Annotated in this window: 11 protein-coding genes and 1 pseudogene; 10 read left to right on the top strand and 2 right to left on the bottom strand. The window is 63.4% G+C overall.

Features of this window, described 5'->3' with window-relative positions; all coding sequences use genetic code 11:
- Positions 1–194 precede the first annotated feature (194 nt).
- Positions 195–1,394, bottom strand: a complete 1,200-nt coding sequence (locus tag J3489_RS15505; protein WP_206999412.1) for a M20 aminoacylase family protein — start codon at positions 1,392–1,394, stop codon at positions 195–197.
- 205 nt (positions 1,395–1,599) lie between these two features.
- On the opposite strand from J3489_RS15505, the gene J3489_RS15500 reads away from it, so the two are divergent.
- Both J3489_RS15500 and J3489_RS15495 read left to right on the top strand, forming a co-directional pair.
- The gene (locus tag J3489_RS15500) at positions 1,600–3,678 is read left to right on the top strand and encodes a molybdopterin-containing oxidoreductase family protein (RefSeq protein ID WP_206999411.1); all 2,079 of its coding nucleotides are present in this window, start codon (positions 1,600–1,602) and stop codon (positions 3,676–3,678) included.
- A 180-nt stretch (positions 3,679–3,858) separates the two neighbouring features.
- Positions 3,859–5,532, top strand: a complete 1,674-nt coding sequence (locus J3489_RS15495; RefSeq protein WP_206999410.1) for a long-chain fatty acid--CoA ligase — start codon at positions 3,859–3,861, stop codon at positions 5,530–5,532.
- 179 nt (positions 5,533–5,711) lie between these two features.
- On the opposite strand, the pseudogene J3489_RS15490 reads toward J3489_RS15495, so the two are convergent.
- Positions 5,712–6,589 (bottom strand): annotated as a pseudogene (locus J3489_RS15490) (porin).
- Positions 6,590–6,899: 310 nt separating this feature from the next.
- Here J3489_RS15490 and coq7 point away from each other — a divergent pair.
- The 8 genes from coq7 to mraY all read left to right on the top strand — a co-directional run bounded on the left by coq7 (position 6,900) and on the right by mraY (position 15,744).
- Positions 6,900–7,541 carry a 2-polyprenyl-3-methyl-6-methoxy-1,4-benzoquinone monooxygenase gene (gene coq7 / locus J3489_RS15485; RefSeq protein WP_206999408.1) on the top strand — a complete coding sequence of 214 codons (642 nt, stop codon included), beginning with the start codon at positions 6,900–6,902 and terminating at the stop codon, positions 7,539–7,541.
- Between the two features lie 387 nt (positions 7,542–7,928).
- On the top strand, positions 7,929–8,357 hold the full coding sequence (gene mraZ, locus J3489_RS15480) for a division/cell wall cluster transcriptional repressor MraZ (protein WP_137333922.1): 429 nt from the start codon (positions 7,929–7,931) through the stop codon (positions 8,355–8,357).
- 27 nt (positions 8,358–8,384) lie between these two features.
- Positions 8,385–9,326 (top strand): 16S rRNA (cytosine(1402)-N(4))-methyltransferase RsmH, encoded by a 942-nt coding sequence (gene rsmH, locus J3489_RS15475; protein ID WP_206999406.1) that lies wholly within the window; start codon positions 8,385–8,387, stop codon positions 9,324–9,326.
- The gene (ftsL, locus tag J3489_RS15470) at positions 9,323–9,673 is read left to right on the top strand and encodes a cell division protein FtsL (protein ID WP_206999404.1); all 351 of its coding nucleotides are present in this window, start codon (positions 9,323–9,325) and stop codon (positions 9,671–9,673) included. The genes rsmH and ftsL overlap by 4 nt, the downstream gene beginning before the upstream one ends.
- Positions 9,670–11,571 carry a peptidoglycan D,D-transpeptidase FtsI family protein gene (locus tag J3489_RS15465; protein WP_206999402.1) on the top strand — a complete coding sequence of 634 codons (1,902 nt, stop codon included), beginning with the start codon at positions 9,670–9,672 and terminating at the stop codon, positions 11,569–11,571. The genes ftsL and J3489_RS15465 overlap by 4 nt, the downstream gene beginning before the upstream one ends.
- The gene (locus tag J3489_RS15460) at positions 11,568–13,112 is read left to right on the top strand and encodes a UDP-N-acetylmuramoyl-L-alanyl-D-glutamate--2,6-diaminopimelate ligase (protein ID WP_206999400.1); all 1,545 of its coding nucleotides are present in this window, start codon (positions 11,568–11,570) and stop codon (positions 13,110–13,112) included. The genes J3489_RS15465 and J3489_RS15460 overlap by 4 nt, the downstream gene beginning before the upstream one ends.
- Positions 13,109–14,557, top strand: coding sequence for a UDP-N-acetylmuramoyl-tripeptide--D-alanyl-D-alanine ligase (locus tag J3489_RS15455; protein ID WP_206999397.1), 1,449 nt, complete (start codon positions 13,109–13,111; stop codon positions 14,555–14,557). Before J3489_RS15460 ends, J3489_RS15455 begins: the two co-directional genes overlap by 4 nt.
- A gap of 17 nt (positions 14,558–14,574) precedes the next feature.
- Positions 14,575–15,744, top strand: coding sequence for a phospho-N-acetylmuramoyl-pentapeptide-transferase (mraY, locus tag J3489_RS15450; RefSeq protein ID WP_206999396.1), 1,170 nt, complete (start codon positions 14,575–14,577; stop codon positions 15,742–15,744).
- The last annotated feature ends 13 nt before the right edge of the window (positions 15,745–15,757 follow it).

Raw genomic sequence — 15,757 nt, 5'->3', positions numbered from 1 at the left:
GACCGGCCAGCCCCTCACCCCCAACCCGCATGCTCGCACGCGCTGTGCGCGCCGCGTTTCGCGTCTTGGCGCAAGCGGACCGACATGGCCAGCCGCCTTACATCGATTCTCCATCGAAGGGTCGACGCACCGATCGGCCGTTGACCACCATCGCTTCTATCGGCGCGGATTGTCGCAACGCCCCTTAGCGCCCGCTACACTCGTTCCGCAGACAAAAAGCGCTGAGCGAGTCTCACCCAATACGTCGAACCAATCGGAAGTAATTCGTCGTTGAAATCGTAGCTCGCGTTGTGCAGCATGCATGGTCCGGCACCGTGACCAATTTCTCGGTGCGTCCCCTCGCCATTGCCGATAAAAGCGTAGCAGCCGGGCTTCGCCAACAACATGAAGGCAAAATCCTCCGCGCCCATCGTTGGTTCAACGGCGCCGTCGACGTGATCGGCGCTCGCAATTTCCCGCATGACTTCAGCGGCGAACTGCGTTTCCTTCGGGCTGTTGATTGTCGGCGGATAGTTCCGGTGGAACGTCACGTCGGCAGAACAATCGTAGGCCGATGCCGTGGCCTCGACGATCTTTCGCATACGCGACTCGATCAAATCGAGCGTCTCGGTCGTGAACGTGCGTACTGTTCCTGCGAGCCAAGCGTCGTCCGGAACGACATTCACCGCATCGCCAGCATGAATTTGCGTGACTGAAAGGACCGCCGTATCGAGCGGTTTCTTGTTCCTCGTGATAATGCTCTGCAGGGCGTTCGCGATCTGCACCGCGGTGAACACCGGGTCGCGGCCGTTGTGCGGCAATGCGGCATGCGCGCCCACGCCCTTGATCTCGATGCGAAACTCGTTGCTCGACGCCATGATCGGGCCTTCGGTCACGCCAAAATAACCGGCAGGCATGCCCGGCCAGTTGTGCATGCCAAATACCGCTTCGATGGGGAATTTCACAAACAGGCCGTCATCGATCATGGCCTTGGCGCCGGCGCCGCCTTCCTCGGCCGGTTGAAAGATGAAGACGATCGTTCCATCAAAATCGCCGTGCTTTGCAAGAAATTGCGCGGCGCCGAGGAGCATCGCCGTGTGTCCGTCGTGGCCGCAGGCGTGCATCCTCCCCGCGTGTTGCGAGCGATGTTCGAAGGTGTTGAGCTCTTGAATCGGCAGCGCATCCATGTCGGCGCGAAGACCGACCGAGCGCGTTCCAGTGCCGCGCTTCAGGACACCGACCACTCCCGTTTTGCCGAAGCCGCGGTGCACTTCGATGCCCCATTCAGTCAGGCGTTGAGCAACCAGGTCGGAGGTCTGAACTTCTTCGTAGCGCAGTTCGGGATGGGAGTGGATCTGTCGTCGAAGCGTTTGGATTTCGCCTCGCGCGGCTTGAATTTCGGGGATGAGTTTCATGATGCGTTCGGCTTTGTTGTGCGTTACGTCCTGAGGACGGAGGGGATGCTTGCCGTTTCATTCTACGCCGAAGTGCTTTTTGGGCGATTCGACGTCAATAACGGCTCGGGGGCGTGGCGCGCCCAGGCGTAATAAAATTGCAACGCCCTGTCGCGATAAAAGTAGCGACTAAATCAATTCGCTACGACCATTACGGACACCGACGATGAACGCCCCCACCGAATTCGCTCGCGCCGTTTGCCCGCACGATTGCCCGGACACTTGCGCGATGAGGGTCACGGTAGAAAACGGCCGGGCGATCAACGTGGTCGGCGACCCCGATCATCCACCGACGCAAGGGGTGCTGTGCACGAAAGTCAGTCGATATCCCGAGCGCGTTCACCATCCGAAGCGTCTGACGACGCCGCTCAAGCGTGTTGGCTGCAAGGGCGAGGGCAAGTTCGAACCGATCAGTTGGGATGAGGCGTTCACTCTCGCGGCTTCCCGGCTGTCCGAAATTACGAAACGCGAGCCGCAAGCGCTTTTGCCCTACAGCTACGCGGGCACGATGGGGCTCGTTCAGGGCGACAGCATCGCCCAGCGCTTTTTTCATAAGCTGGGAGCGTCGCGGCTGGATCGCACGATTTGCGCCGCGGCCGGAGCGGCTGGCCTCAAGTATACGTACGGCGCAAGCATCGGCATGCACAGCGAGTTCTTCGAAGAGAGCGAGCTGATTTTGATTTGGGGTGCCAACCCGATCGCGTCGAACCTGCATTTCTGGACGCGTGCGCAAGAGGCGAAGCGCCGGGGCGCGCGGCTTGTCGCGATCGATCCTTATCGCTCGCTCACCGCCGAGAAGTGCCACCAGCACATCGCGCTGCGCCCGGGCACGGACGGCGCGTTGGCATTGGGGATGATGCACGTGCTGATCGTCGAAGACTTATTGGATCACGCTTATATTGCCGCGCATACGCTGGGATTCGACGAACTCAAGGCGCGTGCGCTCGCGTATCCGCCGTCGCGGGCTGCGCAGATCTGCGGCGTCGAGGAGCACGAAATCGTCGATCTGGCGCGGCTCTATGGCAAGACGCGCAGGTCCGCCATTCGCCTGAACTACGGCATGCAGCGCGTGCGCGGCGGCGGCAATGCAACGCGCGCGATCGCCTGCCTGCCGTCTTTGACCGGCGCGTGGCGCGATCGGGCGGGCGGCCTGCTGATGTCCTCGTCGAGCTGGGCGCCGGTCGACGGGCACGCGCTTCAACGTCCCGATCTGATACCGGGATGGCCGGCCAACCAGCCGCGCATCGTCAACATGAACGTGATCGGAGACGCGCTGCTGCATCCCGGCGACGCCGCGTTCGGGCCGAAAATAGAAGCGATCATCGTCTATAACTCGAACCCGGTCGCGGTCGCGCCGGATTCGGAGCGGGTGGCGGCCGGATTTGCGCGGGAGGATCTATTCACGATCGTCCTCGAGCATTTCCAGACCGATACGGCCGACTACGCCGATCTGCTGCTGCCGGCCACGACTCAATTGGAGCATTTCGATCTTCACAAGTCTTACGGGCACACGTATGTAATGGTGAACGAGCCCGCGATTCCGCCGGTTGGCGATGCATTGCCGAACACGGAGATCTTCCGCGGCATTGCCCGCTCGATGGGCTTGCAGGAGCCGGCGCTGTACGAAACCGACGAGGCGGTCGCACGTACGGCGTTGCGCTGGACCGATCCGACCATCGACGGGACCGATTGGGACTCGCTCAAGAAGACTGGCTGGATCAAGCTGAAGCTGTCCGATGCGCCTTTCGCCAATGGCGGTTTTCGCACGCCGTCGGGGAAATGCGAATTCGTGAGCCCGAGGCTTGCCGCCGAAGGAGTCGATCCGGTGCCCGACTATCTGCCGCCGTACGAATCCGCCGACGGCGCGCCGGAGCTGGCCGCGCGCTATCCGCTCGCGATGATTTCGCCGCCCGCGCGCAATTTCCTGAACAGCAGCTTCGTCAACGTGGAGAGCCTGCGCTCGACGGAAGGCGAGCCGCATCTCGACATCCACCCGGCCGATGCGGCTCCCCGCAACATCGGAGAAAACGACCTCGTGCTCGTCTTTAACGATCGCGGCTCGATGCAAGTGCGGGCTCGGGTGACGGAGCGGGCGCGGCAGGGCGTCGTGGTCGGCTTGTCGATCTGGTGGAAGAAGCTCGCTCCTGACGGACGAAACGCCAATCAAGTCACGAGCCAGGCGCTTACCGACCTAGGCGGATCGGCGACTTTCTACGATTGTCTTGTCGAAGTCGAGCGCGCCTGACAATTCGGAAGCACCTCGCGGAAGCACCTCGCGCAAGCACCGCGGCACAGGCCGCCTGAGACCTCAGTCTAAATTCGAGGAGGTGTTCGAGAACAGTGTCTAACCCGGTTGTTTCCGCGCGGGTGAGCGGCTAGGATTCGTCGTTTAGCACGACCATTCTAAAATCAGAGGAGACGCCCGATGGAAAAAATTTGGCTGAAGTCATATCCGCCTGGCGTCCCCGCCGAGATCGATCCCGCTCAGTACGCTTCCGTCGGCGAACTGCTCGAAGAGAGCTTCGGCCGATACCGCGCAAAGCCCGCGTTCGTGTGCCTGGGCAAATCGATGACCTACGGCGAGCTCGACGAGCAATCGCGCAAGCTCGGCGCGTGGTTTCAGTCGAAAGGGCTCGCCCGCGGCGCGCGTATCGCGATCATGATGCCGAACGTGTTGCAGTATCCGGTGGCGATCGCCGCAATCCTGCGCGCGGGCTACACCGTCGTGAACGTGAACCCGCTCTACACGCCGCGCGAACTTGAACATCAGCTCAAGGACAGCGGCGCCGAAGCGATCATCCTGCTCGAGAATTTCGCGGTGACTCTGCAGGCTGTCGTGCGCAACACGTCGGTCAAGCATGTGATCGTGTCGTCGATGGGCGACTTGCTGGGGGCCAATGGGCTGCTCGTCAATTTCGTCGTGCGGCGCATCAAAAAGATGGTGCCCGCGTGGAGCCTGCCGGGCCACGTCAAATTCAACGACGCCGTCTCGGAAGGCGGCCGTCACCCGTTCAAGGCGGTCCAAGTGGGACCGGGCGACATCGCGTTCCTTCAGTACACCGGCGGGACAACCGGCGTCGCCAAAGGCGCGACGCTCACCCATCGGAACATTGTCGCGAACGTGCTGCAGTCCGCGGCGTGGCACGAGCCGGCGCACGCGTTGCGAACCGATGTCGACCAGGTGATCAACGTCATCGCGCTGCCGCTCTATCACGTATTTGCACTGACGGTCTGCGGGTTTCTCACGCTGCGCACGGGCGGCCTCGGCATCCTGATTCCGAATCCGCGCGATATCGCTGGAATGATCAAGCAGTTGAAAGGCTATGCGATCAACACGCTGCCAGCCGTCAACACGCTCTACAACGCGATGCTCAACCACCCCGATTTTTCGAAGTTGAACGTCTCGAAGCTCATGGTCGCGAACGGTGGGGGGATGGCGGTCCAGGAGGCGGTGGCGAAACGCTGGTATGCGGCCACGCATTCTCCGATTGTCGAAGGCTACGGTCTTTCTGAAACCTCGCCGTGCGTGACATGCAATCCCGTCACCGCGACGGAATACAGCGGCACGATCGGCGTGCCGCTGCCTTCGACGGAAGTCTCGATTCGCGACGACGACGGCAACGCGCTGCCATCGGGCGAAGCAGGCGAGATCTGCATTCGCGGACCGCAGGTGATGGCGGGCTACTGGAATCGTCCGGACGAAACGGCGAAGGTCATGACGGCCGACGGCTTCTTCAAGTCAGGCGACATCGGCGTCATGGACGAGCGCGGCTTCGTGAAGATCGTCGATCGGAAGAAGGACATGATTCTGGTATCGGGCTTCAATGTCTATCCGAACGAGATCGAGGATGTGGTCGCGAAGCACCCGGGCGTCTTCGAAGTCGCGGCGGTCGGCGTGCCGGACCAGCATTCGGGGGAGGCCGTGAAGCTTTTCATCGTCAAGAAGGACCCGGCGCTCACCGATACCGACGTCTTCGCCTTCTGCAAGGAGCAACTGACCGGATACAAGCGTCCGAAGCTCATTGAGTTTCGCAACGAGCTGCCGAAGACGAATGTCGGCAAGATCCTGCGTCGCGAGCTTCGCGACGGGAAAGCTTAGCGAGGCGTGCCGATGCTCTGGGTGCGCCGCGCGAACTGCGGCGTACTTGCAAAACCCGACGGTGTGCCCGAGGGCTTTTTACGTTTGCCGGGCCGCCCGTTTTCGCGGGACGCGGCATTGCGCAAAAGACAAGGCGCCCGAAGGCGCCTTGTCTGTCAAGCCGGTTGCGCTTTCGTCTATTAGAACTTGTGGCGAATTCCGACCGTCGTCACCACCTGGTTTTGCGTGTTCGACGGCGTCACGCCGTTGATCGCCGCCACGGCCTTCGTGTTGGTGGAGTCATAGCCGGAGGCGTGCTGCCATGCGCCGATCAAATAGACGTCGGTGCGCTTCGACAGGAAGTAGTCCGCGCCCACGTTGACCTGGTGACACCTCGCGCCGCTGCCGGCCGGCATCGACGGGCCGTGCGTGTACTGATAGGCGACCCCGGCGAGGAGCATCGGCGTCAACTGATACTTGAAGTTGACTTCGGCGTTGTTGAATGTCGCGGTGCCGGCAAAGCTGTTCGGATTGAGGTTAACAAACGCGGTCTCGTCGAACAACATGACGACGGGCGGGGGCAGGCCGCCGAAATTGGGGCTTGTGTACTTGACCGCGTTGTTCACCCGGTTCCGGTTGTTCATATTGCCCAGATCGCCCGGGTGTGCGCCGGTATAGCCCGCCCATTGGCTGCCGCTCTCCAGGGCACCGACCATGTCGACGACGGAGTCGTATTGGCGGCCCAGCGTGAGCTTGCCGTACGCGTCGCTCGACAGGCCGACGAACGCCTGGCGACCGAACTCGCTGCCGCCTTGGCCGAGCTTGCCGCTCTCGACGACGAAGCCGTTTTCCAGCACGAACAGCGCCTTCCATGCGCCGCTGAGGTCTTCGCTGCCTCTCAGGCCGAAACGGTTGCCTTGCATGCCGCCTCCCGATTGGCGGTACTCCTGGTGCCCACTGCTGTTGTTGTTGAGCATGATGCCTGCGTCGACAACGCCGTATAGCGTCACGCTGTTTTGGGGGTAGGCGGTGGCGGCGAACGCACTCAGGCAGCGAGCGCGAAAAGCGATTTCTTCATCCGATGTATCTCCGTAGATTTGCCTGTCTTTTTTGAGAATTGAGAAATCGATAATTTTGGATTACTAACCATCGAGTGGTTTTGGCTTCGCGAAAAGCCGAATGTAATGTAACAAAGTGAATAGGTATGACAAACAAAAGAAAGCCGTTTGGAAGCTTTCTGTTTCATTTGTGCGACATCGTCTAGACTTAAGGGTTTACCGCCCTTTTAATGTCGAGCGAAGGTGCTCGAGAGGCATCGCGGCACCGAGCGCCGACGATGCGAGTGGGATGCATGCACCGTGTGGACCATGCGAATCAGGGAGAAATGGATGACGCTAGACGAATTGATCACCGAATTTGACCGGGGTTTACGGTCGATGACAGGCGTTAGTCGCATGAGCCGTCCCGTTCCGACGCCTCCCGCTGCGGAAAGCGAACCCGCTGAGCCAGCCCAGTTGACTCCGGCGGAGCGCGCGCATTCGGCCGGGCTGATGCGCGTCAATCATGTCGGCGAGGTTTGTGCGCAGGCGCTTTATCAGGCGCAAAAACTGGCAACTAACTCGCCCGTGCTCAAGGCGGCCTTCGAACATGCGGCAAGCGAGGAGGAAGACCATCTGGCGTGGACCGCAAAGCGGCTCGCTGAACTCGATTCGCGTCCGAGTCTGCTGAATCCGTTCTGGTACACGGGTGCGCTGGCCATCGGATTTGCGGCGGGCAGCCTCGGCGATAAGGCGAGTCTCGGCTTCATGGCGGAGACGGAGCGCCAGGTCGAACGGCATCTGGAGAGCCATCTGAAGAAGCTGCCGGAGGCCGACCGAGAGTCGCGCGCGATCGTCGATCAAATGCGAATCGACGAGATATCGCACGGCAAGACCGCGACGGAATCGGGCGGCGTCGAGCTGCCCTTTCCGGTTCGCGCGCTGATGCGGGCCGCGTCGAAAGTCATGACCCGCACCGCCTACTACGTGTGAAAACGTAAGCACGGGACGATGCACGCCGCATCGTCCACTCTCGCCTTCGAAATTCGCCTAGCCTCCGCCCCTCCCACCCCGCAGAACGCTTTTCGCCCACGCCTTTGTCCCGAGCTTTTCACGTATCACCTTCACAACATGCAGTAGCTCATTCATTTATAACGTTTTTCGGTATTTTCGCGTGACATGAAAGACCGAACGTAAGTCCTTGTTCTAACTAACAAAATTCGTCAAAAAAACGGGTTTCTCCCTTGACCGGCCTTGGGCGCTACTCTAAAGTGGGAGGCAGTGTGAGAAAGTGTATTTTTGTGTGATTTATCGGGCTGTTTCGGCTAGATTTTCTAGATCGCGCGAGGGCAGCACGACGCGCTGAACGGGGAGAGGAAAGTGTTCCAAGGGGCGTCGGCGCTGACGCTCGATGCGAAAGGGCGGATGTCGGTTCCGTCTCGCTATCGGGAAGCGCTGCAAGGACAGGCAGAAGGACGGGTGACGCTGACCAAGCACCCGGACGGCTGCCTGTTGCTGTTTCCGCGCCCGGAGTGGGAGCTCTTCCGTCAAAAGATCGCCGCGCTGCCGATGGACGCGCACTGGTGGCGCCGGATTTTCCTCGGCAACGCGTCGGATATCGATCTCGACAGCGCCGGCAGGATTCTCGTTTCGCCGGAATTGCGTTTGGCCGCCGGGTTGGAGAAAGAAGTCATGTTGTTGGGCATGGGCAGCCATTTCGAGCTGTGGGATGCGCAGACTTACGCCGCCAAGGAGCAGGCGGCGATGGCGCAGGGCATGCCGGATGCGTTGAAGAATTTCACGTTCTGATCGCGGTTTAGATATAGGGCACCTGCGATGGGAAACGAATTGCAGCATCGCACGGTGCTGCTGGAAGAGGCGGTCAATGCGCTCATCACGCGGCCGGACGGCGTCTACGTCGACGGGACGTTCGGGCGCGGCGGGCACAGCCGGGCGGTGTTGGGCCGGTTGAGCGAAGCGGGCCGGCTGATTGCATTCGATAAGGACCCGCAAGCCATCGCCACGGCGCAGGCGATCGAAGACAAGCGCTTTGAGATAGTGCACGAGAGTTTTGCCGCGCTGTCCCGCGAGGTTGCGGCGCGCGGGGTAGGGCGGGTGTCGGGGGTGTTGCTGGATCTGGGCGTGTCGTCGCCGCAAGTCGACGATCCGGCGCGGGGCTTCAGTTTTCGCGCCGATGGCCCGCTCGACATGCGGATGGACCCGACGCGCGGCGAGTCTGCGGCCGACTGGCTCGCGCGGGCAACGCAGCAGGAACTGACGGAGGTGATACGAGATTATGGGGAAGAACGGTTTGCTGTTCAGATTGCAAAGGCGCTTGTTGCTCGCCGGGCAGAGTCCGACCGTCTTGGGCCTCTCGTCACCACGGGGGAGCTTGCCCAAATCGTGGCTCACGCCGTCAAAACACGTGAGAAGGGTAAGGACCCGGCAACCCGCACCTTTCAGGCTATACGGATTCACGTCAATCAAGAGCTTGCGGAGCTGCAAGTCGTACTAGAGGCTGCATTGTCGTTGTTGGAGCAAGGGGGGCGGCTGGTGGTCATCAGCTTTCATTCGCTCGAGGACCGGATCGTCAAGCGATTCATGCAGGCGCACGCGAGTGCGCCTGTGGTCGATCGCCGCCTGCCGATCCGCGCCGTCGATCTGCCCAGCCCGCCGCTCAAGCTGCTCGCCCGCGTGTTCGCGAGCGACGCCGAAGTCGAGGCCAATCCGCGCGCCCGCTCGGCGGTGATGCGCGTCGCGGAGCGCGTCGCGCCATGAGCCGCCTCAACATCTTCCTGCTGATCGTCGTCCTGGGTTGTGCGCTGTCGGTCGTCAATGCGACCAACCAGCAGCGCCAGATCTTCATCGAGTTGCAGCGTGCCCAAGCGCAGGAGCGCCAGCTCCAGCAGGACTACGCGCAGCTTCAATATCAGCAGAGCGCCTTGTCGAAGACGTCGCGCATCGAGCAAGTCGCCACCGATTCCCTCAAGATGCAGACCGTCACGACCGGCCGCACGCAGTATCTGACGCTCCCTTCGGGCGCCGCGACGGCCGAGGATGCCCCCGTGCCGACCTCCGCGCCTGCTGCGGCGCCGGTCGCATCGCGCAGCGGAGGCACGCGATGAAAAAATCTCAGAACCGCAAGAGCGTGTCGTATTCGGCGAGCCCGGTGCTCTCCGTGCGCCTGCCGATGTGGCGCTCGAAGCTGGTCGTGTTTCTGCTGTTCATGGCGTTTGTCGCCCTGGCCGGCCGTGCGTTCTGGATTCAGGGGCCGGGCAACTCGTTCTATTTGAAGCAGGGCGAGAGCCGCTATCAGCGCACGATCGAAATGCCGGCCACGCGCGGCAAGATTCTCGATCGCAACGGGCTCGTGCTCGCGACGAGTCTGCCGGTGCGCGCGATCTGGGCGATTCCCGAATCGGTGCCGGATGACCTCGGCGCCGACAAGCTCGCGCAGCTCTCGAAGCTGCTCGACATGACGCAAACTGAACTGCGCGCGAAGCTCTCCGGCGACAAAACTTTCGTCTACATCAAGCGGCAGGTGCCGGTCGATGTCGCCGACAAGGTCACGGCTCTCGACATCCCGGGCATCTACCAGCGCCCGGAATACAAGCGCTTTTACCCGGAAGGCGATATCACCGCCCACCTGATCGGCTTCACGAACGTCGAGGACGAGGGCCAGGAAGGCGTCGAGCTCGGCGATCAGAAAGTCCTGGAGGGCACGCCGGGCATTCGTCACGTGATCAAGGATCGCATGGGGCGCGTTATCGAGGACGTCGACGAGACCGTCGTGCCGCATAACGGCCAGGACGTCGAATTGTCGATCGACAGCAAGATCCAATACATTGCATACGCGAACCTGAAGGCAGCCGTCGAGAAGTTCAAGGCGAAGGCGGGGGCGGCGATGGTGATCGACGTGCGGACCGGGGAGGTGCTTGCGCTCGTCAACTATCCGACCTACAACCCGAACGACCGCTCGCGCCTGACCGGCGAGCAGCTGCGCAACCGGATGCTGACCGACGTGTTCGAGCCGGGCTCGATCATGAAGCCGTTTACCATCTCGCTCGCGCTCGATTTGCATCGCGTGTCGCCGAATACGCTCGTCGATACCGGCAACGGCCACTTCACGCTCGACGGCGCGACAATCACCGACGACAGCGCATTCGGCGTGCTGACGGTCGGCGGCGTGATTCAGAAGTCGAGCAACATCGGCGCGACGAAGATCGCGATGACGCTCAAGCCGGAAGAGATGTGGAATATGTATACGAGCATCGGCCTCGGCCAGGCGCCGAAGGTCGGTTTCCCTGGCGCGGCGCCCGGGCGCCTGCGTCCGTGGAAGAGCTGGCGGCGCATCGAGCAGGCGACGATGTCGTACGGCTATGGCTTGTCGGCATCGCTGTTCCAGCTCGCGCGCGCGTACACGGCGATTGCGCACGACGGTCAAATCCTGCCGGTCTCGATCTTCCGGACGCCGGGCGATCAGCCGGTCTCCGGCCCGCAGATCTTTGCGCCGACCACCGCCCGCGAGGTTCGCGCGATGCTTGAATCGGTGGTGTCGGCGCAAGGCACGTCGCCGGATGCGGCAGTGCCCGGCTACCGCGTCGGCGGCAAGAGCGGCACCGCATACAAGCACGGTGCGCACGGCTACGACAAGTCGAAGTACCGCGCGTCGTTCGTCGGCATGGCGCCGATGCCCAATCCGCGCATCGTGGTCGCCGTTTCGGTCGACGAGCCGACCGCCGGCAGCCACTTCGGCGGCCAGGTTTCGGGGCCGGTGTTTTCGGCGATCGTCGGCGATACGCTGCGCTCGCTGAACGTGCCGCCCGATATGCCCGTCAAGCAGCTTGTCGTGTCCGACGATCCGGCGCAAGCGGCGCCGGCCGCTGCGGCTTCGGCCGTCGCCGCACAAAAGACGGCTGCGGTTCGCGGCGGCGAGAAGCAAACGACGGCCGCCAACCACGGCGGCGTCAAGAAGCTCGACGTATCCGACAACGCAAAGATTCGCCCAGGAGTCGTCCGATGAGCGCTGCTCGCCGTCAACATCCGGCGCACCAGCAGATCGCCGATGTGCTCGACTGGCTGCGCGCGCACGTCGCGCCCGGTGCGAACCTGCACGCCGACACGCGCACGCTTGCCGCTGGCGACGTGTTTCTCGCCTACGCCGTCGACGGCGCCGACAGCCGGCCGTTCATCGACGGCGCCATCGAGCGCGGCGCCGCCGCCGTGCTGTTCCAGCCCGAAGGCTTCAACGGCAACGTAGACCCGACGCTGACGCTCGCCGTGCCGGCGCTGAACGAGCTGGCCGGGGCCATCGCGAGCGGCTGGTACGGACGCCCGAGCGAGGCGATGCTCGCGGTCGGCGTGACCGGCACGAACGGCAAGACCTCGTGCTCGCAATGGATCGCGGCGGCGCTGACGGCCGCCGGAAAACCGTGCGCGATCATCGGCACGCTGGGTAGCGGCATGCCGGGGCACCTCGTGCACACCGGCTTCACGACGCCCGACGCCCCCCAGTTGCAGCGCAGCCTCGCGCAGCTTCACGCCGCGGGCGCGCGGGCGGTGGCGATGGAAGTGTCGTCGCACGCACTGCATCAGGGGCGCGTGAACGGCACCGCGTTCGATATTGCCGTCTTCACGAATCTTACGCAGGACCATCTCGACTATCACGGCACCTTCGCCGCATACGAGACGGTGAAGGCGCGCTTGTTCGACTGGCCGGAATTGCGCTGCGCCGTCATTAATCGCGACGACGAAGCGGGCCGGCGCCTGATCGCGAAAACGCACGGCCAGGTGCGCACGATCGCCTACGGCATCGATGCGGCGATCGCCGATGCTCCGAAGGCCGACGCGCTGCTGCTCGCTTCGCGCGTTCACGCAACGCCGGTCGGCACCGCATTTCATCTGTCGTCCGACTGGGGCGAGGCCGATGTCGAAGTCGCGACGCTCGGCGCCTTCAACGTCAGCAATCTGCTCGGCGTGCTCGGCGCGCTGCTTGCCGCCGACGTGCCGTTTGCGGCGGCGCTTGCCGAGCTGTCGAAGCTCGAACCGGTGAACGGCCGCATGCAACGGCTCGGCGGCCGGCTGCAGAGCGACGAGCCGCTCGTCGTGATCGACTACGCACATACGCCCGACGCGCTCGAAAAAACGCTCGACGCGCTGCGCCCGATCGCGAGCGCGCGCGGGGGCGAACTCGTCTGCATGTTCGGCTGCGGCGGCGACCGCGATGCGACGAAGCGTCCGCTGATGGGCGCGATCGCGGAGCGGCTCGCGGATGCCGTCGTCGTGACGAGCGACAACCCGCGCAGCGAAGATCCGCAGTCGATCATCGATCAGATCGTCGCCGGCATGACGGATGCAGGCAAAGCGCGTCGCATCGAAGACCGCGCGAGCGCGATCCTGCAGGCCGTGCGCAGCGCGGCGCGCGAGGACGTCGTCGTGCTGGCCGGCAAAGGTCACGAAGCCACGCAGGAAATCATGGGTAAGAAGCGCGCCTTCTCCGATCAGGACCACGCTCGTCTCGCGCTCGCCGCGCGGGCGACGCACACTCGTGGAGGCGGCGAATGACCATGTTTTCGCTGAACGAAGCGGCTCGGGAAATTGCCGGCGCAACGGTGCTGGGCGACGGCGCGACCACGTTCGAGCGCATCGCCACCGACAGCCGCACCGCCGGCCCCGGCGATCTATTCGTCGCGCTGAAAGGCGACCGTTTCGACGCGCACGACTTCCTGCCGGAAGTTGCCGCGCGCGGCGTGAGCGCAGCGCTGGTGTCGCGCAGTCCCGGTGAATGGCGCGTGCCGGCGCTGCGTGTTCCCGACACGCGCGTGGCGCTCGGCGCCCTGGCGCGCGCGTGGCGCCGGCGCTTCGCGATTCCGCTCGTCGCGGTCACGGGCAGCAATGGCAAGACGACGGTCAAGGAAATGATCTCGTCGATTTTCGCGGCGGCGGTGGGCCAAGAAGCGCGGCTCGCGACGGCAGGCAATTTCAACAACGAGATCGGCCTGCCGCTTACGCTGTTTCGTCTGACCGAGGCCCACAAGCTTGCCGTCGTCGAACTCGGAATGAACCATCCCGGCGAAACCGATGTGCTCGGACAGATCGCCGAGCCCACCGTCGCGCTCGTGAACAACGCGCAGCGCGAGCATCAGGAATTCATGGCGACCGTCGAAGCGGTCGCGCTGGAGCATGCGAGCGTGATTCACGCGCTCGGCCCCACGGGTGTCGCGGTGTTCCCCGCCGAGGACGCCTACGCGGCCATCTGGCACATCGCGGCGACCGGCAACCGCATCGTCGATTTCGCGCTGAACGCGGCTGATCGCAAGACGGCTGCGGCGGTGACGGGCGAACTCGATGGCAACTGTTTGCGCGTCGCGACGCCTGCGGGAACGTTCGAAGCCGTGCTGCAAGTGCTCGGCGAGCACAACGCGCGCAACGCGCTGGCGGCGGCGTCGGCGGCGGTCGCGGCCGGCGTGTCGCTCGATGCGATCAAGCGCGGCCTCGAAGCGTTCGAGCCGGTGAAAGGACGCCTGCAAGTGAAGCGCGCCGCGCTCGGCTCGCTCGCGGGCGCGACCGTCATCGACGACACCTACAACGCGAACCCCGATTCGATGCGCGCAGCGATCGACGTGCTGGCCGCCCAGGCGGCGCCGCGCGTACTTGTGATGGGCGACATGGGCGAGGTGGGCGACCACGGCCCGGCGTTTCATCGCGAGGTCGGCGCCTACGCGTGCGAGCGCGGCATCGACGCGCTCTATGCGCTCGGCGACGCGTCGCGCGACGCTTGCAGCGCGTTCAACGCGAGCGGATCGAGCGGCGGGGGCGCGGTTCAAGGCGCACACCATTTCGACGATGTCCCGTCACTGGTCGCACACCTGCTGCAAGCCGGAGTCGGCGCTCACGCGACGTTGCTCGTCAAAGGCTCGCGCTTCATGAAAATGGAGCGCGTGGTGGAAGCGGTGAACGCTTCGCAACTGCAACCTGCCGCACCGGGCACAGCGCCCGGCGCACACTGAAAGAGAAGGACCCCGCAATGCTATTGGTACTGGCGCAATGGCTGCAGAATGACGCAAGCTTCTTGCGCGTGTTCAGTTACCTGACGTTTCGCGCGGTCGCGGCGAGCATCACCGCGCTCGTGATCGGGCTCGTCCTGGGCCCGTGGGTGATTCGCAAGCTGACCGCGATGAAGGTTGGCCAGGCCGTGCGCAAGGACGGCCCGCAGACGCACCTCGTCAAATCCGGCACGCCGACGATGGGCGGCGTGCTGATCCTGATCGGCATCGCCATCTCGACGCTCTTGTGGGCCGATCTCACGAACCGCTTCATCTGGATCGTGATGCTCGTCACGTTCGGTTTCGGCGTGATCGGCTGGGTCGACGATTACCGCAAGGTGGTCTACAAGGACCCGCGCGGGATGCCGTCGCGCGAAAAGTATTTCTGGCAGTCGGTGATCGGATTGTTCGCGGCGGTGTATCTCGCGTTTTCCGTGTCGGAGGCGAGCAACGTGCGCGTCGTCGACCTGTTCATGGATTGGGTGAGAAGCGGCCTCTCGATGGGACTGCCGCCGCACGCCGACCTGACGCTGCCGTTCCTGAAGTCGATCAGCTACCCGCTCGGCGTCTGGGGCTTCATCGCGCTCACCTATTTCGTGATCGTCGGCGCGAGCAACGCGGTCAACCTGACCGACGGTCTCGACGGCCTCGTCATCATGCCGGTCGTGCTCGTGGGCGGGTCGCTCGGCGTGTTCGCCTATGTGATGGGCAGCTCGATTTACTCGAAATACCTGTTGTTCCCGCACATCGCGGGCGCGGGCGAACTGCTGATCTTCTGCTCGGCGATGGGCGGCGCGGGTCTCGCATTCCTCTGGTACAACACGCACCCCGCCCAGGTGTTCATGGGCGACGTCGGCGCGCTGGCACTCGGCGGTGCGCTCGGCACCATCGCGGTGATCGTGCGCCAGGAAATCGTGCTCTTCATCATGGGCGGCATTTTCGTGGTGGAGACGCTGTCGGTGATGCTGCAGGTCACCTGGTTCAAGTACACCAAACGCCGCTATGGCGAAGGGCGCCGCATCTTCAAGATGGCGCCGCTGCATCACCATTTCGAATTGTCGGGTTGGAAGGAGACGCAGGTGGTCGTGCGTTTCTGGATCATCACGTTGATGCTGTGCCTGTTCGGTCTGTCCACCCTCAAGCTGCGGTAAAGGAAAGCAAGCG

The sequence above is a fragment of the Trinickia mobilis genome, from assembly GCF_017315705.1.
Taxonomy (GTDB): domain Bacteria; phylum Pseudomonadota; class Gammaproteobacteria; order Burkholderiales; family Burkholderiaceae; genus Trinickia_A; species Trinickia_A mobilis.
This window is presented reverse-complemented; position numbering and strand designations above follow the sequence as displayed.

Bases quoted from the DNA above. Each gene is read 5' to 3' on its own strand.
- J3489_RS15505 (WP_206999412.1), bottom strand. From the start codon at position 1,394: ATGAAACTCATCCCCGAAATTCAAGCCGCGCGAGGCGAAATCCAAACG.
- J3489_RS15500 (WP_206999411.1), top strand. From the start codon at position 1,600: ATGAACGCCCCCACCGAATTCGCTCGCGCCGTTTGCCCGCACGATTGC.
- J3489_RS15495 (WP_206999410.1), top strand. From the start codon at position 3,859: ATGGAAAAAATTTGGCTGAAGTCATATCCGCCTGGCGTCCCCGCCGAG.
- coq7 (WP_206999408.1), top strand. From the start codon at position 6,900: ATGACGCTAGACGAATTGATCACCGAATTTGACCGGGGTTTACGGTCG.
- rsmH (WP_206999406.1), top strand. From the start codon at position 8,385: ATGGGAAACGAATTGCAGCATCGCACGGTGCTGCTGGAAGAGGCGGTC.
- ftsL (WP_206999404.1), top strand. From the start codon at position 9,323: ATGAGCCGCCTCAACATCTTCCTGCTGATCGTCGTCCTGGGTTGTGCG.
- J3489_RS15465 (WP_206999402.1), top strand. From the start codon at position 9,670: ATGAAAAAATCTCAGAACCGCAAGAGCGTGTCGTATTCGGCGAGCCCG.
- J3489_RS15460 (WP_206999400.1), top strand. From the start codon at position 11,568: ATGAGCGCTGCTCGCCGTCAACATCCGGCGCACCAGCAGATCGCCGAT.
- J3489_RS15455 (WP_206999397.1), top strand. From the start codon at position 13,109: ATGACCATGTTTTCGCTGAACGAAGCGGCTCGGGAAATTGCCGGCGCA.
- mraY (WP_206999396.1), top strand. From the start codon at position 14,575: ATGCTATTGGTACTGGCGCAATGGCTGCAGAATGACGCAAGCTTCTTG.